This is a genomic window from Mesorhizobium sp. M0862, from assembly GCF_040319795.1.
In the GTDB taxonomy this organism is placed as follows: domain Bacteria; phylum Pseudomonadota; class Alphaproteobacteria; order Rhizobiales; family Rhizobiaceae; genus Mesorhizobium.
The window spans coordinates 255,876-271,732 of the sequence record NZ_JAMYOJ010000001.1; the positions used below are offsets into that span (position 1 = coordinate 255,876).

A 15,857-nucleotide genomic window follows, 5' to 3' on the forward strand; every position below is an offset into this window, starting at 1 on the left:
CAAGCTTGGCAGTTATGTTATTTCTGGACTGGGCAACGTGGATTCGCGCCGCTTATGGAGGTGGCTCTTGGTTCCAGAGGCATCAGGCGTCGGCACGAAGAGTGACCTTCCAAGTCAAGGCGAAGCGCTTCTCGCTGACCTTTTAGCGAACACGACCGAACTTTTATCGTTCTACGACCGCGACTTCTGTCTGACCCACTACGCAACCAAGCTCAGGGGCATGTACGGAGGCGCTGTGACGCCGGGTGCCGCCCTTTGGGAGATCTACCCGAGCTTCCTCGATGCGAGGTATCGCGACGAATTTCTTCGCGTGTTCCACGGCGGCTCACCGGCAAGCATCGATTTGCCGCGGTCATCGGGCGAAGTGCTGCGGTCCGTTTTTGTTTTCGCCACTGCAAATGGTGCGGGAATCATTGAATCGAGGGAGCGCGATGGGCGCAGCGTGACGGATGAGCAAGAGCATGTAATTCTGCTCCATCAGGCGACGCACGACGTGCTGACCGGACTGCACAATCGGCGGCGATTCGGCGAGCAACTGCAGCAGGCGCTGGCGGCCCTCGGCGAACTGAAGCCGAAAGCCGCCCTGCTGCAGATCGACCTTGACGATTTCAAAGCAGTCAACGACACGCTCGGGCATGGAGCAGGCGATACGCTTCTTCAGCTTGCGGCGGGCCGTATCCGCGACGCGCTGCAGGACGGCGAATCCGCATACCGGTATGCCGGCGATGAGTTCGCTGTCATCCAATTAGGAAAAGAGCAGCCAGCAGAAGCTGAGCGCCTCGCCGGATCGCTGGTCGACGCTTTCAAGAACCCGTTCGTCATCAACGGCATTCCCGTCTTCGTCGGCTCGAGTATCGGAATTGCTTTCGGGCCGGAGCACGGGACCGATGGCGAACAGTTGATGAAAGCCGCTGACATTGCTCTTTACGCGGCCAAGACGGATGGACGCGGCTGCGCTCGAACATTCAACCGTTCGATGCTTCTCTTGCTTGAGCAACGCGAGAATCTGAGACGCAGCCTTCGAACCGCGCTTGAGCGGGGCGAGCTTTATCTGGAGTATCAGCCGCTCATTCGGCCTCCCTCGTCGGTGATCGGTTTCGAAGCGTTGCTGCGGTGGCGGCACCCTGAGGTCGGAGTCATACCACCTAACGTGTTCATACCGATCGCCGAAGCCGACGGTCTGATGGACGAGATTGGACGATGGGTGCTCGAGGAAGCCTGTCGCCAGGCGTTGACGTGGCCTTCCTCGCTGACAGTCGCAGTTAACCTGTCACCAGCTCAGTTCCTTAGCGGTTCGCTGACGGACACCGTCGCCCAGATCATCGACGCAGTTGGAATCGAAGCCGACCGACTTGAACTTGAGATAACGGAGACGGTCCTACTTGAGAAGACTATCGACAATATCGATACGTTGAATACCCTGAACGTCCTGGGAATACGAATTTCGCTGGACGATTTTGGAACATACTACTCATCGTTAGGCTATCTTAAGAACTTTCCCTTCGATACTTTGAAGATCGATCAGTACTTTATTGCGGACCTGGAAACCGACCTCAAAAGCCAAACGATCGTGCGATCGATCATGAATCTGGCGCACGGCCTAGGGATAAGCGTCACCGCCGAGGGGGTCGAGACGTCGGGACAGGCGCGGTGGCTGATCAAGGAGAATTGCGATTGCCTGCAAGGTAATTACCTAGGACGGCCGCTCGGAGCCGAGGCGATCAGCGATTTCATCAAGCGGTCCCCGCCGAGGGTGGTACGAGCGATGCAGGAATCAAATCGGGCGCTCTAGTGCCTTGAACCCTTTGTTAACGATGAAGTGGAGATTTGTAGAACGATCGAGGCGGATACCGCGCAATTCTTTGGGTCGGTGCCAGACTGACTGACCACGGGCGGTGAAATTTTTCGTCGCGAGGCCATCATCCCGCGGGGGTTTAATATGGAACAAGTGAGGATGCCGATGGGACCTGTTCATCATGACCTGGCTGGCGGCGGACCGACCTTTGAACCCATGATCCAGATCGACATGGAAATCAAAGCTTTTGTCTCCGCTTGGAGACACTGCGATTATATCTCGACATACATGGCCCGGATGATCAGTCAGAACAGGTCTGACTCAGTCCGGCATTCAAATCTCTTTTCCTCCGCCTTCAACGAATTGCTGGAAGTCGCCTTTCGCACGCGCCATGCCGATGGCGAACTGGCATGTAGGGTGTCTCGCCATGGCGCGACGGATAGGATCGAGTTGACATTTCCTTGCGTGCCGGAGGAGCGCCAGTTCTACGAAGAAGCCGTGTCGCAACTTGCAGGAATAGAGGCCAGAGAGCGATACCTCAATTCGGTGTCTGGGGATCTCGCGCCGAGCCGCGAGGTCGTACTTCTGGAATTGACTGTCGACTACACCGCGACACTCTGGATCGAGGAAGCCGACGGCGATGCAATCAAGCTTGTCGTGGATCTTCCGCTCGAGGGCTTGCAAAATTGAGCCCTTACGACCTTCTCCCGCGCTTTAAGGCGCAATACGACGCGAACAACCAGGAGTTCTCCATATCGGGAGTGGTCCGGCCTCAGGCGATCGATGAGCTTGGGCCCAGCATAGCATTGCTCCGCGATGCGATCGGCCGTGTGCGCGGCATTCTCTACGTCAATGTCAGGCGCTTGACGCAGATGAACAACGCCGCTTTTCACACCTTTTCGAGGATTATGATCGACGCTTGTCGCGCTCGACCCGATCTCAAATTCGTCGTCATCACGTCAAGCGTCGTCGGATGGACCTCGCGAAAATTCGGTCGCCTGAGCGGAATTGAACCGAACATCACCGTCGAGGAGTATGACACCGAATTCTATCCAGGGCAGGGCTTCCTTGAGGAAGGCGGGTTCGTACCGATCCTGCGCACTCAGACAAAGATGACATGGCGCCACGAGCGCGCAATCTTGGCACGACACGGGATGAGGCCCGGGATCGTTATGGCCGACATCTGTTGCGGGATCGGCGATTTCGCCGTGCTCGTGCAGAAGGAATTCCAGCCATCGCGGATCGTTGCCCTCGACCACTCCATATCGAGCCTGAACTATGCCCGACAGGTGATGCGGGAGTTCGATATCCGGGGCATCGAATATACCTATGGCGATGCGTCGGAGATGCTGCTCGACGAAGCGCAGTTCGACTTGGTCACCTGCCGACATTCCCTGCAAATCTTCAATCGACCTGAACTCATCCTCAAGGAGCTCTACCGCATATGCAAGCCAGGCGGGCGGGTCTATATCACCAACGAAAAGAATTCGCATTGCCTCGGCGAGCCGCGCGCCGAAAGCATTCGCTGGACCTACGAGGAGGTGGCGAAGCTGTTCGGGCATTTCGAGATGGACGTCGAGCTTGGGCCCAAGAGTCGGCGATACCTGGTGGAAGCCGGATTCGAAGACATCCTTGTGGAGACCTTCATGGTCACTAACCTGGACGGCGATCCGCAGGATTTCGCCGATGTCATTGCAGCCTGGGCGGATGTCTATGCGGGCGAGATGGCGACCAAGCGGGGCGATGGACCGGAGTTCGTCGCACGGTTCCGGCAGGGCTTCGAGGACCACATTTTCGCCGCGCTCCACCCCAAGGGTTATGCGGGCTGGCCGATCTGGGTCGCATCGGGGCGACGGCCGCAATGAAAGCAGACAATGAGCGTACACCGCGCTTCGGCCTGCGCTCCTTTCGAGCGAAATTCGTATTGGTCGTTGGCGGCGCCGTACTGTTCGACCTCCTTTTGAGCGGTGGCCTGGCGCTTTGGAATGTTCAAAAGCTTTCGCGCGATGCCACATCGGAAGTCGGCGAGGGCCTGACTACCGCAAATCAGGAATACATTCGTTCCTATGCCGAATCGACAGCGCTGAGCGTCGACCTGCTGCTCGATCGAGTCCATGGCGACGTCAAGGCCCTGGCCGGCGTGCTACAGGCTCAAATCGACGATCCAGGCAGGCAGCAACAGGTCGGAGCCACGCTTTCGCAGGAGGCGCCCGGCTCCGTGAAGGTAGTCTACGACGCGCGGGGCGATTGGGCGCAGAACCTGCCGGGCGCGCCTTCCGTGGTCAGCGTCTGGGGCTACCTGCTGGGCGCCGACCACAGTCCGCTGCCAGGCGTTCAACGGGAAATAGAAGACAGCACCGTGTTGGACCTCGTTGCGCCGACGCTCATGGCCAGCGGGTCGTCCAAACTGCAGATGTATTATATTGGTCCAAAAGAACGGCCGATATTCAGGACCGTACCGTATACGGACCAGGCACAGACCTTCGACAAGCTCTATCCGGGCCACAACAAAGCGGAGTTCTGGGAGTTCTTCTTTCCGGGAATCTATGGTTCATGGCAGCAATGGGCCAAGGATCCAGCCTCGCGTCCGGTCCCTGACGATATCACCCAGACAGCGCCTTACACCGATGCAATCACGGGAAAGCTGATCGTCAGCTTTTTCCACCCGTTGTGGACGCGCGATCGCACCGGCATCGCCGGTACGGCGGGAGCAGACATCACTCTCGATCAACTCGCGGAAGTCGTCGAACGTGTGAAGATCGCTAAAACCGGGTTCGGCTTCCTCACGATGTCGACCGGCAACGTGGTGGCGATCAATCCGTCGGGTCAGGCGATCATCGGCCTGACGTCATCGAGCGATGCGGGCACCCAGGGCGTCACCGGCCTGGAAAGATCCCTGCGGGGAAGCAGGCAGCCAGCTATCGCGTCGCTGCCTCTCGACCAGAACAATGACGGTGTCATTCAGCATATCATGCTCGATGACAAGGGCGAACGCGTACCCTACATCGTTGTTCTCAAAAGATTGAAGCCGACCAATCTGTGGAGTTCGGGACCGATCAAGTCCGAAATGATGTCGGTCGGGATCGTCGTTCCCGAACGGGAGATCTACGCGTCCCTGTTTGCCGCGCAGCAGAGTATTTCGCGCGCAACCAATCGTATCCTGCTCTTTCAGATCGGTGCGATCATCGTTTCGCTTATGATTGTCTTCGCGGCCGTGCTCGGAATTTCGAAGCGGATCACCGCGGGCCTCAGGGCGCTTGCCAGTGCCGCCCAGCGGCTCCAGACCAAGGACTATTCAGTCCGCGTCAGCATTCCGACGCGCGACGAGGTTGGAGCCGCCGGCATCGCTTTCAACCGCATGGCCGAGCAGATCAGCTTCCACACGGAAAACCTCGAGCATCTCGTCGACGAACGAACCATGGAGCTCGGCGCCGCCAATCAGAAGATTTCCGCTCTCAACGAAAAGCTGCAGGACGAGAATGTCCGCCTCGGCGCCGAGCTCGCGGTTGCCAAGCAGATCCAGTTGATGGTCCTGCCGAAACAATTCGAACTCGAAGCGATTCCGGGGCTGGAGATCGCAGCCTACATGCGGCCGGCCGACGAGGTCGGCGGTGACTATTACGACGTCCTGCAGAACGGATCACGGACCAAGATCGGCATCGGCGACGTGACCGGTCATGGTCTCGAGAGCGGCGTGCTGATGCTGATGGTCCAATCCGTTGCACGCGCGCTGCAGGAGACCGACGAAGCGGACCCGCACCAGTTTCTGGATCGGCTGAACAGAGCGATCTACAAGAATATCGAGCGGACGAACACCGGCAAGCATCTTTCGCTGGCCTTTCTTGACTTCGAGGATGGGCGGGTAACGCTATCCGGCCAGCATGAGGACGTTCTCGTCATGCGTGCGGACGGGGAGGTCGAACGCATCGATACGCTTGATCTGGGTATGCCGGTTGGTCTGGAGAATGACATCTCGAAGTTCATCGACACGCGTGACATCCTGTTCGAGAGTGGCGATGTGATCGTGCTGCACACCGACGGTGTGACCGAGGCGGAGGATCAGGACAAAAGGCTATTCGGGTTCGAGCGCCTCTGCCAGAGCGCAAGAAAACGTTACGGCGGGAGCGCCGATGACATCAAGACCGGGATCATCGAGGATCTGATGGCCCATATCGGAGTCCAGAAGATCCATGACGACATCACCCTCGTGATCATAAGGCACACTTAGCAATGACAACGCTGTTCGGGACCCCTGATATTGCGATCGGGATGAAGGAGAGCATCAGTCGCGTGCGGCTTTTCGACGGCCCTCTCGACTTAAGTTGGCGTCATTGTGCCACGACCTCAGACTTCATCGCCGATCTTTTCGCGTTGCGCTTCCGGTCCTCCCGCAATGACTACATGGAAGTGCGGCACAGCATTGGATATCTGGTTAACGAACTCATCGAAAATGCCGTCAAGTTTCGCGCACCGGGTGAGATCGTGATCGAGGCGTCGATGGATTCGGAGTGCTTCAAGCTCAAGGTGTCGAATGACGTCGATGGTGAAGATGCGTCTGAGTTCCAAAGCCTCCTGGCGGACATCACGGTTGGCGACCCTATGGACCTGCTAATACAGCGAATTGAAGCCAATGCCGCCAACCCCGACGTGGGAGGCTCCGGACTAGGATTGCTGACGTTGATGAGCGACTACGGCGCGCGCCTGGCTTGGATATTCAGCGCCGCCGACGAAAGCGATCGGATTTGCGTGGAGACATACGCCTCTATTCCGATCTCGCAAATTCACAACTAAATGAAACGATGCCAAGCTATGGAAATCAAGACAGACGACTACCGCGTGTGGACTGAAGAAAGCGAGATTTTCTTTTATGGCGCAATGCGGCTTGCCAATTCCGACGCTGGTGCGCCTATCGCGGCGTTGGCGGCGAATGTTCTCGCCTCGAATCCCGCCTCTATTACGCTCGATCTGAAGGACCTTCACTTCCTTAACTCTTCCGGCATCAACCTGCTGGCGAAATTTACCATCGAGGTACGCAGGCATCCCGATGTTCGACTCGTCGTGCGTGGAACGCCCGACATACCTTGGCAATCGAAATCATTGCCGAACCTGAAGAAGCTGCATCCCGCCCTGGTGCTTTTGATGGACTAAGGCCTGTTGGTCTTCAGGCCTGAAGACCAACAGGCCTTAACTGGGTCGCCTAAATGGCCAAGGAAATGCGTGAGCCAGCGGCAATCCTGGGCAGCATCGGCCACTCGGTGCAAGAGCGCCGCACAGAGGTGAGATATGTACGCCAGGATAAGTATCTGGATACGAAGCTAACGACATTCCGGCCTCGTCCGTAGATGTTCGCGATAGTCCGGCGGGGGCTCGGCACAGGCGGCAGGCGTCCAGATAGCTGGGGTGTCGCTGCCTGTGCCGACAACGCCCCCCGCTAGGCGGTCAAAGGTGTCCGTCATTGAGTAAGCGTGCCAAGGTCAGCGGCGGCCGGCTGGAGTTCATTCCGCCGCAGATCCCGACTCTGGTCATGCAACCGCCCGAAGATGGGGGATGGGTTCACGAGGTCAAGTTCGACGGCTACAGGACGCAGCTCATTGTCGATCAAGGCGGCGTGCGTCTTTTCAGCAAGAACGGCCATGACTGGACCGCAAAATACTGGCCCATCGCGCTGGCAGTCGAGCTGCCATGCAGGGCTGCCATTCTCGACGGCGAGGTCATTGTAGCCGGTGAGCAGGGCGCTCCCGATTACCCTGCGCTGGAAGCCGCGATCTGGAATGAGCCGAGCCGGCTGGTGTTCGTGGCGTTCGACATCCTCCATCTCGATGGTCGCAATGTTGCCCCCTTGCCCCTGCTGCAGCGCAAGCACACGCTGTGGCAACTGGTTGAGCCTGGCGCCGGCAAGATCCGGTACAGCGAGCATTTCGAGGGCAGTGCGCCAGCGATCTTCCGCGCCATCGGGGAGATGGGACTCGAGGGCGTCATCTCGAAGCGCGCCGGCAGCCGCTACAGGAGCGGACCGTCGAACACATGGCTGAAGGCCAAATATCTCAAGGAAGCCGATTCTGAGCATCGATGACCACTTCTGGCGTCGGCACCAGCATTGTCCGCTTTTGGTAGGCGGTCAAGTCGGCCGGAATGGCCGACATTGGGCGCAAAGCTGTCGCTATCCAACGTGATCACTCACCTGTGTTCATTGGTAGCTTTCGCCATGAGTCGCTTGAGGCGTGCGCCCGAAGTACGTTCTCTTCAGAGAAACCGAGGAATCCGCGGTGTCAGCTGCCGGTTTAGCGATCGACTGTGTCGCACCTGACGGCACGAAAAGCATGTCACCAGATTGACCTGCGTTCGCACTGTTGGGCGCCGAAAGAGTGGCGCAAGGCGCTGTGGGCCTGCCCTCTCGGGCGAAGGGTGGGTGGATTGCAGGGGCTCGCGTCTCTGCCACGCGGCCCCTCGAAATTCGTACCATAGAACTATTTGCATCAGACCGAATCCGAAGGTGACGATCGGTTTGAGCGACGCATGAGGAAACAGTCGGATTGGGAGGTCAAAGTTGACAATTTTTTAGGATTGGAACAAATGTGGAACGTGCCAATTTTTTCGACTCGAAATAGCTGCTTTCGTGAAGAGCAATCGCTCAAGCCTTCTCAGGCATGGCATGCGTCGAACTGCGCAGCGGATATGAACCTGAAAGGGCGGTGCGAATGAAGCTGCCTGTGTTGCCGGTCTATTATTATCATGATCATTTCACCGAAATGCTCGACATCGTCAGCGGTACATATGGTGCGGTGCTGACGGATCGACACCGCGCGTTTATCGCTACTTTTGCTAAGATTTCGAAAGATGCGCAGTGCCTGCTGATCCGCATGATAAATCGGCGTGGTAACATTTTTCGACAGTCCACGTTTCGCTACGCCGAGATATCGAACCCTTGGCGCGCCGTCTCAGAACTCCGGGCTCTTGGATATGTGCGGTCACTCGCTGAGAACGACTATGCATCATTCATCGTCTGCCATGCGAAAGAAGCGCTCACGAAGGCTGGGAAGGACGCCGGCTTGACCGATCTGCGAACGTCCTGGGCGAAGCGAAAGGTGGTCGAGTATTATCTGGCGAACGTCTCATTTGAGGCAGCCTATCACCATTGCGGCGGCGATGATTTCATCGCGCTCGGCGACACGACCCCAGTCGAATTCCTGCTGTACTTGTATTTCGGGAAGACCGAGCGAGATTTGAAGAACTTTGCCCTGCGCGACTTGGGCATACTGCGCACCAACAAAAATGCGAACCTGAGTGCGCGCTTCACCGACGCCGACGAAGCCCATGCAAGCTTTCACTACAGCCGGCTGCTTGATCGACTCGAGATCAAATCCGAGGTTACCTTTCGCGCCTCTATTTCTGAAATTCTTGACGGTCCCGAATGCACTACCGACTACGCCGAGGAATTGAAAAGCAGAGCGGCGCACAGGGCGGGACAGTTTTTTGACAAAGGTGGCGAGAAAGAAATTGCGATACAGCTTTATCGTGCCGGCTCATCCTTTGAATGCAATGAGCGCCTGACGCGTTTGCTGTACTCAACGGGAGATAAGAAAGGGTCGGAAGAGCTTCTTCGCAGGATGATTGACGATCCAGCGAGCGATGATGAATTCGTCTTTGCAAATGATTTTTATGCCCGCAAGTTCAACGGCCGAAGAACAGGGCTTTGCACCGAACTGCTGCGGGCCGGCCGTACCGTCACAGTCGACGACAGCTGGCGCGGAAATCCAGAGGCTGGTGTAGCTGGCGTCATGCGACGGCAGGGCCGCACGGTCTTCTATGCAGAGAATCAGCTCTGGCACTGCCTGTTCGGTTTGCTGTTCTGGGAAGAACTGTTCGAGTCCGGCCAGCTGCATTCGAGCTTCGACTGGGTGCCGCATTGCCTGAAAGACAAGAGCTTCGCGCGTCTATTCACGCGCGAGATCGACGCGAAACTGTCTGCCGTGTCGTCGCGGTCCGCGCTCGCCCTAATTTTACGCACCATCGCAGGAAAGTGGGGGACGCCGAACGGGCTCTTTGCCTGGGATCATGTCGACGTGGATGCGATACGGCCCTTGCTTGCCGCTCATCCCGGCGGGGTAAGCACGATCCTTCGGCTCATGAGCGAAGATTTTCGCGCTATGCGCGACGGCTTTCCGGACTTGATGACCGAACTAAACGGCGAGGTCGCTTTTCTTGAGGTGAAGGCGGAAGGGGACGCTGTACGCCGCAATCAGCTCACACGCCTGCGTCAGCTCTCCAGCGCAGGCATCACGGCGGGAATCGTGCGGGTCGATTTTCGCTTCGATCCCGATCAAGAGTATGTCGTTGTCGACATCGAAACGACCGGAAGCTGGTCGAATGGCGACCGGGTTACTGAGATCGGTGCCGTAAAAATCCGCAATCATGAAGTTGTCGATGAATGGACTTCGCTGATCAACCCGCAGCGCTCGATCCCGGCGGCCATCACACGGCTCACTGGCATCACAAACGCCATGGTAAGAGACGCTCCGCTCTTCGCGGAGATCGCGGACAGCTTCTTGCAATTCATGGGCGACGGCATCTTCGTCGCCCACAATGTCAACTTCGACTACGGCTTTCTCTCCGGCGAATATGAACGGCTCGAGCGTCGCTTCCGGTTTCCCAAACTATGCACGTGCGCGACCATGCGCAGGCAATTCCCAGGTCATAAGTCCTACAGTCTTGCCAATCTTTGCGACGTGCACGACATCGACCTCAAAGGCCATCACAGGGCACTTTGCGACGCACGCGCCGCAGCTCATCTTCTCAACCTTATTAATGGGAAACGTGATCCCGGTCCTGCAACGCTCGCGGAGGAAGCTGCATAGGCTGGCGCAGCCGTGAGCTCGATTTGCACACGCGTCACATTGCCAGCAATCGCCGCTGTTGCGATCACGGCAGCACCAATCGCAGCGCAAATCATTGTAATCTCCGGGCCGGTGCAGGGCTCAATCATGAAGAGGATGTACTAACAACCGCTTCTGGTGAAGCGAGACCGATTGGCTCTGTCACTGCCGCGGCCCGGTATCGGGGACCGATCACCTTCTAAATCGACTTGCCAAATCAAAGCCCGCTGGCTTAAGCCGGCGGGCTTTCGACGAATTCATCGCCACGCTGGAGCGGTTGATCGGCGTCACCGCCATCCTGACCCGGCAGAGAATGAACAATGCCCGGCCGATATCGAACTTCAATGTCAACAAGGCGGTGACGGCAATGGCCTCCGACCGCAGAAACCGAGCCGCCCGCGTCTTTATGGGACTGTTCGCTGGCGGTCCGGCCAATCTGGAAGCCTATGGTTTCCATGCACGGGAGTTCTATCGCGCGATCAGCCTCCATGCTGGTCTGTCACACAACGATCAAGCCTCTGGACGGACCCTGCCGCCGGTTCTGCCGCCTGCAGGCAGGTGAAGGAGTACGAAATGCTGATCGCCAAGGACGTCATGACGTCGCCGGTCAACCTAGCGAGCAGCCTCGCAAACGAAATGCAAGAGGCACACGGAGGCGCCCCCGACGAAGGGTGCTAATGGACTCTTCACGTCAGCTTCTTGTTGACCTGCTCGTCCAGCGCCTTGCCGAAATCCTCCGCTGTCCAGCCAGCGTCCAGCGCACGATGGAACAGCGCCTGTTGCGTCTCCGGCGCAAGTCCGCCTATCGGCGGGTCGCGGTCGAGGTTGGTCGGGAAGGAATAGCCTTCGGCCGTGGAGGCGATCGCATTCGCGGCCGCATCCTTCGAGATCGCGCCCGCTGCAATCAGCTTCTTGATGATCGGATAGAGCGCGCGGCTCATTCTAGTGCGGTCGACGCTTTCCATCGCCCGGCCATAGCCTGACGAGACCTGCAGCAGATTGGCCATGCGGCGAATGTCTGAGGAGCGGTTGTTGCCGGCGCCATGGAACAGAGCCGGGTTGAAGAACGCCGCATCGCCCTTCTCCAGAGCGAGCTGAACATGATGCTCGGCGAAGTAAGCCTTGAACTCGGGAAGGCCGGTGGCGAGGTAGCCGTGCAGATATGCTTGCGAGTAGGGCAGGTAGAGCGTCGGTCCGCTCTCCAGCGGCATGTCGCAATGGGCGACGGCTCCCTGCAGAGTGAGCACCGGCGAGATGCGGTGAACATGCACCGGATAGCGCTCGATGACTTCCGGAGACTGGAAGCCGAGATGATAGTCGCGATGCGCCGACTGCGCCGCACCGCCGGGATTCACGCAATTGACCTGCGACGTCATCTGATAGGCCGGACCGAGCCAAGCCTCAGAGATGAGAGCGATGATCTCGTTGCCATAATAGGCCGCGAAGGCGGCGGGATCGCGCAGGCAGAATTTTTCCAGCGCGTTCCAGATGCGGTCATTGGCGCCCGGCTTGGCGAAATGGTCGCCGCCGCCCGTGCCAGTGGCATGTTGTTCGGCAATCATGTCGTTGAAGAGCGTCGTTGCGGCGTCGATCGGCGCGGTGTCGGCAAACGCCTTCTTGAACGCAACCACGCCCGGTCCGTCAGTCAGCGCCTCGACCCATTCGGCCAGCAGCGCCTTGCGGGTTTCGGGATCGCTCGCAGCCTCACGCACGGCGTCGCCATCATAGACCAGCACGTTCTTGTCGATGCTCGCGGCCAAGGGATAGTTGGCCGCATCCGTCTTCTGCTCGACGAGCGCGCGAAAATCCTCGATGTCGCATTGCTGTCTGGTCAGCCAGACCTTCGCGGACCTGATCCTGGCTAGATTGCCGGCCTTCATAACGCATCCTCCTGTTGCGGTTCTAATTGTGATTACCGTATACAACAGCCTGCTGTGCTGGTTGCCTCGCAAACACCTCAAAAACACCTCAAGCAATGTCCCGCGCTTTTCTTATCAAGGATATCGCCCTCCAGGCCGGGCTCAGCCTCGCAACCGTCGATCGCGTGCTGAACGACAGGCCGGGCGTACGCGAGCACACGGTGCGGCGGGTGAAGCAGGCCATTGGCGAGCTCGAACAGCAGCGCGACCAGATCGGCCTTTCCGGCCGCAAATTCGTTCTCGACATCGTCATGGAAGCGCCCACCCGCTTCAGCGAGGCGGTCCGCCAAGGGCTTGAGCAGGCGATGCCGTCCTTGCAGCCGGCGATTTTTCGCGCCCGCTATCACCTCGCCGAAACCCGCAATGTCGAAAATACCGTCGGGATCATCGATGCCTTGCAGCGCAGGGGCTCCAATGGCGTGTTCCTCAAGGCTCCGGATGTCGCGGAGGTGAGAGCTGCGGCCGCACGGCTTGTCGGCGCCGGCATCCCCGTCGTCACGCTGGTGACGGATCTCCCTGATACGGGGCGGCACGCTTATGTCGGGATGGACAACCGCGCGGCGGGCGAGACGGCCGCCTACCTCCTTGGCGAATGGCTCGGCGGCGGCCCGGCGCGCATTCTGGTGACCATCTCAAGCAACCGTTTCCGCGGCGAGGAAGAGCGCGAGATCGGCTTCAGGCAGGCGCTGCGCGAGCGCTATCCCGGGCTTGGCCTGGTCGAGGTCAGCGAAGGCCATGGTCTCGACCGCGACACCGGCCGGCTCGCGCGCGATGCCTTGCGCCAGCATTCCGACATTGCCGGCGTCTATTCGATCGGCGGCGGCAATCTGGCTGTCATCGAGGCTTTCGCTGCGCTTGGCCGCTCCTGCCGCGCCTTCGTCGGTCATGATCTCGACGCCGACAACATCGCGCTGCTCCGGGCAGGCCGCATCAGCGCCGTCCTGCATCACGATCTCGGTGAGGACATGCGCAACGCCTGCCTGCATGTCATGCGTGCGCACGGGCTGCTGCCGAAATCGCCTGTGTCAGGCATGGCCAACATCCAGATCATCACGCCGTTCAACCTGCCGCAGGCGGGGTCAGCGCCGTAGCTGCCGTCGAGGTGCAGACCGGCTCGTCATGTCGGGCTGCTGGGTTTATGTGGGCAAGGTTGGCGGCGCGCCGCTCAAAGAGGAATTCGGCAAGGCCGTCGGTGCAGATGCCTGTGGCCGCGATGCGGCCGTGGCAGTCGAGACCGCCAAGGACTACATGAAGCGCAATCGCGCTTCATAGCCCCAAGGCAATCTTCCGTCCTTCGTGGAAGGCGTAGGGCGCCTGGCGCGGGGCGACGCCATCGCCGACCTCCATGAAAGGCTGGGATGTATTTTCCAACTCTTTTGCCAGCCAATTCGTTGCCACATTGGTGGTTGCCAGAACAAGGCAATCGCCCGGCACGAGGCTTTCTTCACCGGTGTTGTGGTCGACGAGGGTCGCGCCGTCCCCGTGCCACTCTAGCACGCTGACATCCACCAGCCAATTGACGCCAAGCTGGCGCAATGTCCGTCGAAGCGGAAAATCGGCAGCGGTGCGTTGCAGTTCCTTGCCGACCAGCGGATCGGGCGTGAGAATGGTGACTTGGTGACCTTCCTCGGCAAGTTTCCAGGCTGTGCCACCGCCGCGCCAACCGCCGCCCTCGTCGAGCAAAAGCACGTGCTTACCCGGCCGCGCAACGCGGGCCATAACGGCTTCGATCGAGAAGACATTGCCTTTTTCGATGCCTGGCAGGCTCGGCATTGCCGGCAGAGCCTTCTGAAAGCCGGTTTCAGGAGACACCGATCCCGTGGCCAGGATGACAGTATCAGCCTGGAACGAGGGAATTTCCGACGCCTCGACGTAGGTGTTCAGTCGCACGTCGACGTTCAGCTTGTTGAGCTGGCGCTCATACCAACCAAGAAGGTCGAGGATCTGTCCTCGGCGCGGCTGCAGCCCTGCGAGCAGAAAGTTCCCGCCCAGCCTGCTGGAGGCTTCAGCCAGCACCACGTGGTGACCCCGCTCGGCGGCAACCCGAGCCGCTTCAAGGCCGGCGGGGCCGCCGCCGACGACAAGCACCCGTTTCTTGATGGCGGCTGCTGTGAACCGGTCACCACCCCATTCAAACTCGCGCCCTGCCGAGGGATTGATAAGACAGCTGATCCAGTAGTCGCGCGAACGGCGACCCCAACACATCTGGTTGCAGGATATGCATCCGCGCACATCCTCTGGGTGGTCTGCCGCGGCCTTGCGTGCCAGATGTGGGTCGGCGATCTGGCCCCGCACGATCGAGATTAGATCGGCAGCTTTCTCGCCGAGCACGGTTTCGGCGTTTTCGGGCGTTCGGATATGGCTTTCGGCCACTACGAGCGCCGTCTTGACTTCACCCTTTAGGGCCGCCGCGAGATCGGTGCCAAGCTTCTCAGGATAAAGAAATGGCGGAATTATCTTGTAGAAATCAAGGTAGCTCCCGGTGCCGCAGGTCACGTAATCGATCAGCCCCTGCTCATCATGCAGCCGAACGATTTCCGCCAGTTCCTGCCGACTGAGCGCGACTGTGTAGTCGGGCTCATCGCTGACCGACAATCCAACGATAAACTCTCGGCCGCATGTTTCGCGGATGCGGGTGAGGATTTCGCGGGAGATCCGCGTGCGGTTTTCGAGCGAGCCTCCCCACTGGTCTTCACGTTGGTTTGTCCAAGGTGTCCAGAACTGATCAACCAGTCCGAGATAGGCGGCCCAGACTTCGACACCATCGAAACCGGCTTCCTGACAGCGGCGCGCGGCCTGGACGAAGCCGTCGATGGTCTCCCAGATCTCGTCTTCGGACATGGCGTGGGACCCGTCGCTATCATGGTAGCTTGGAAGGCCCGAAGGCGACCAATGCGCATGAAACGAGTTGTCCGAATCCCCATGCGCACCAACGTGATAGAGCTGCTGGATGGCGATCGCTCCATGGTCCTTGATCGCGCGCGCAACCGGCTGGAAGTGTGGAATGACGCTATCGTCGCCAGGCCGAAAATTGCCGCGTGTCAGGACGGCGGCCTGATGAACGGGCATGGGTTCGACAACAATCATGCCGGCCCCACCGATGGCTCGCTCGGCATAGTAGGCGACGTGTCGTTCGGTCGGCACGCCATTCTCCGCCATGTTGGCGGTATGAGCCCCGAACACGATCCGGTTTCGCAGCGTGCGACTGCCCAGCTTTACCGGCGAGAACAGATGCGGAAAGAGTTTTGACATAAGTATCTCACCAGCGGT

At 59.0% G+C, this 15,857-nt stretch carries 12 protein-coding genes and 1 pseudogene; 11 read left to right on the forward strand and 2 right to left on the reverse strand.

Annotated elements, in window-relative coordinates; genetic code table 11:
- The first annotated feature begins 190 nt into the window (after positions 1-190).
- From NKI15_RS01315 to NKI15_RS01355, 9 genes are all read left to right on the forward strand, one after another.
- The gene (locus NKI15_RS01315) at positions 191-1,792 is read left to right on the forward strand and encodes a putative bifunctional diguanylate cyclase/phosphodiesterase (RefSeq protein ID WP_502898665.1); all 1,602 of its coding nucleotides are present in this window, start codon (positions 191-193) and stop codon (positions 1,790-1,792) included.
- A gap of 168 nt (positions 1,793-1,960) precedes the next feature.
- Positions 1,961-2,485, forward strand: a complete 525-nt coding sequence (locus NKI15_RS01320) for a ubiquinone biosynthesis methyltransferase UbiE (RefSeq protein ID WP_502898666.1) — start codon at positions 1,961-1,963, stop codon at positions 2,483-2,485.
- On the forward strand, positions 2,482-3,660 hold the full coding sequence (locus tag NKI15_RS01325; RefSeq protein ID WP_352514374.1) for a methyltransferase domain-containing protein: 1,179 nt from the start codon (positions 2,482-2,484) through the stop codon (positions 3,658-3,660). The genes NKI15_RS01320 and NKI15_RS01325 overlap by 4 nt, the downstream gene beginning before the upstream one ends.
- On the forward strand, positions 3,657-6,023 hold the full coding sequence (locus tag NKI15_RS01330) for a SpoIIE family protein phosphatase (RefSeq protein WP_352514375.1): 2,367 nt from the start codon (positions 3,657-3,659) through the stop codon (positions 6,021-6,023). Before NKI15_RS01325 ends, NKI15_RS01330 begins: the two co-directional genes overlap by 4 nt.
- A gap of 2 nt (positions 6,024-6,025) precedes the next feature.
- Positions 6,026-6,586 (forward strand): slr1658 superfamily regulator, encoded by a 561-nt coding sequence (locus NKI15_RS01335; RefSeq protein WP_352514376.1) that lies wholly within the window; start codon positions 6,026-6,028, stop codon positions 6,584-6,586.
- An 18-nt stretch (positions 6,587-6,604) separates the two neighbouring features.
- Positions 6,605-6,943: a slr1659 superfamily regulator gene (locus NKI15_RS01340; RefSeq protein ID WP_352514377.1), complete on the forward strand. Its 339-nt coding sequence runs from the start codon at positions 6,605-6,607 to the stop codon at positions 6,941-6,943.
- A 376-nt stretch (positions 6,944-7,319) separates the two neighbouring features.
- Entirely contained in the window at positions 7,320-7,868 is a 549-nt protein-coding gene (locus tag NKI15_RS01345; protein WP_352514378.1) for an ATP-dependent DNA ligase, read from the forward strand.
- Between the two features lie 625 nt (positions 7,869-8,493).
- Positions 8,494-10,650 carry an exonuclease domain-containing protein gene (locus NKI15_RS01350; protein WP_352514379.1) on the forward strand — a complete coding sequence of 719 codons (2,157 nt, stop codon included), beginning with the start codon at positions 8,494-8,496 and terminating at the stop codon, positions 10,648-10,650.
- A 295-nt stretch (positions 10,651-10,945) separates the two neighbouring features.
- Positions 10,946-11,230, forward strand: a complete 285-nt coding sequence (locus tag NKI15_RS01355; protein WP_352514380.1) for a hypothetical protein — start codon at positions 10,946-10,948, stop codon at positions 11,228-11,230.
- A gap of 124 nt (positions 11,231-11,354) precedes the next feature.
- Here the strand turns inward: NKI15_RS01355 and NKI15_RS01360 are convergent, their stop codons facing one another.
- Positions 11,355-12,548, reverse strand: coding sequence for a phytanoyl-CoA dioxygenase family protein (locus NKI15_RS01360; protein ID WP_352885634.1), 1,194 nt, complete (start codon positions 12,546-12,548; stop codon positions 11,355-11,357).
- 95 nt (positions 12,549-12,643) lie between these two features.
- Between NKI15_RS01360 and NKI15_RS01365 the strand changes: the two genes are divergently transcribed.
- Together NKI15_RS01365 and NKI15_RS01370 are read left to right on the forward strand one after the other, a co-directional pair.
- Positions 12,644-13,678: a LacI family DNA-binding transcriptional regulator gene (locus tag NKI15_RS01365; RefSeq protein ID WP_352514382.1), complete on the forward strand. Its 1,035-nt coding sequence runs from the start codon at positions 12,644-12,646 to the stop codon at positions 13,676-13,678.
- Between the two features lie 46 nt (positions 13,679-13,724).
- Positions 13,725-13,859 (forward strand): annotated as a pseudogene (locus NKI15_RS01370) (cobalamin-binding protein); the annotation flags it as partial.
- On the opposite strand, the gene NKI15_RS01375 reads toward NKI15_RS01370, so the two are convergent.
- Positions 13,854-15,839, reverse strand: a complete 1,986-nt coding sequence (locus NKI15_RS01375) for an oxidoreductase (RefSeq protein WP_352514383.1) — start codon at positions 15,837-15,839, stop codon at positions 13,854-13,856. The pseudogene NKI15_RS01370 and the gene NKI15_RS01375 overlap by 6 nt on opposite strands.
- Positions 15,840-15,857 lie beyond the last annotated feature (18 nt).